The organism is Marinobacter confluentis (assembly GCF_004785685.1).
Lineage (GTDB): Bacteria > Pseudomonadota > Gammaproteobacteria > Pseudomonadales > Oleiphilaceae > Marinobacter > Marinobacter confluentis.
The window spans coordinates 1-342 of sequence record NZ_SRPF01000023.1; the positions used below are offsets into that span (position 1 = coordinate 1).

2 protein-coding genes are annotated in these 342 nt (G+C 53.5%); both read left to right on the forward strand.

The features are described from left to right. On the forward strand, nt 1–198 hold a 198-nt coding region (rpsS, locus tag E5Q11_RS17395), incomplete at its 5' end, for a 30S ribosomal protein S19 (protein ID WP_135804711.1). Nucleotides 199–213: 15 nt separating this feature from the next. Continuing rightward, a partial coding sequence (locus E5Q11_RS17400; protein WP_265937568.1) for a large ribosomal subunit protein uL22 occupies nt 214–342 on the forward strand: 129 nt, incomplete at its 3' end.

Sequence of the window (342 nt, forward strand, 5' to 3'; positions counted from 1 at the left end):
GACAAGCGACCGATCAAGACCTGGTCGCGCCGTTCCACGATTTTTCCGGAGTTCGTAGGCCTGACCATTGCAGTCCACAACGGCAAGCAGCACGTGCCGGGTTATGTCACCGAAGATATGGTTGGACATAAACTGGGTGAGTTCGCGGCAACGCGTACTTATCGTGGTCATGCGGCCGACAAGAAAGCTAAACGCTGATTTGAGGTAATAAAAATGGAAGTAGCAGCCAAGTACAAGGGCGCTCGCCTCTCAGCTCAGAAAGCACGTCTTGTCGCTGACCAAGTACGCGGCAAGGCTGTTGAGGACGCCCTGGATATTCTGACTTTCAGCCCTAAGAAGGCA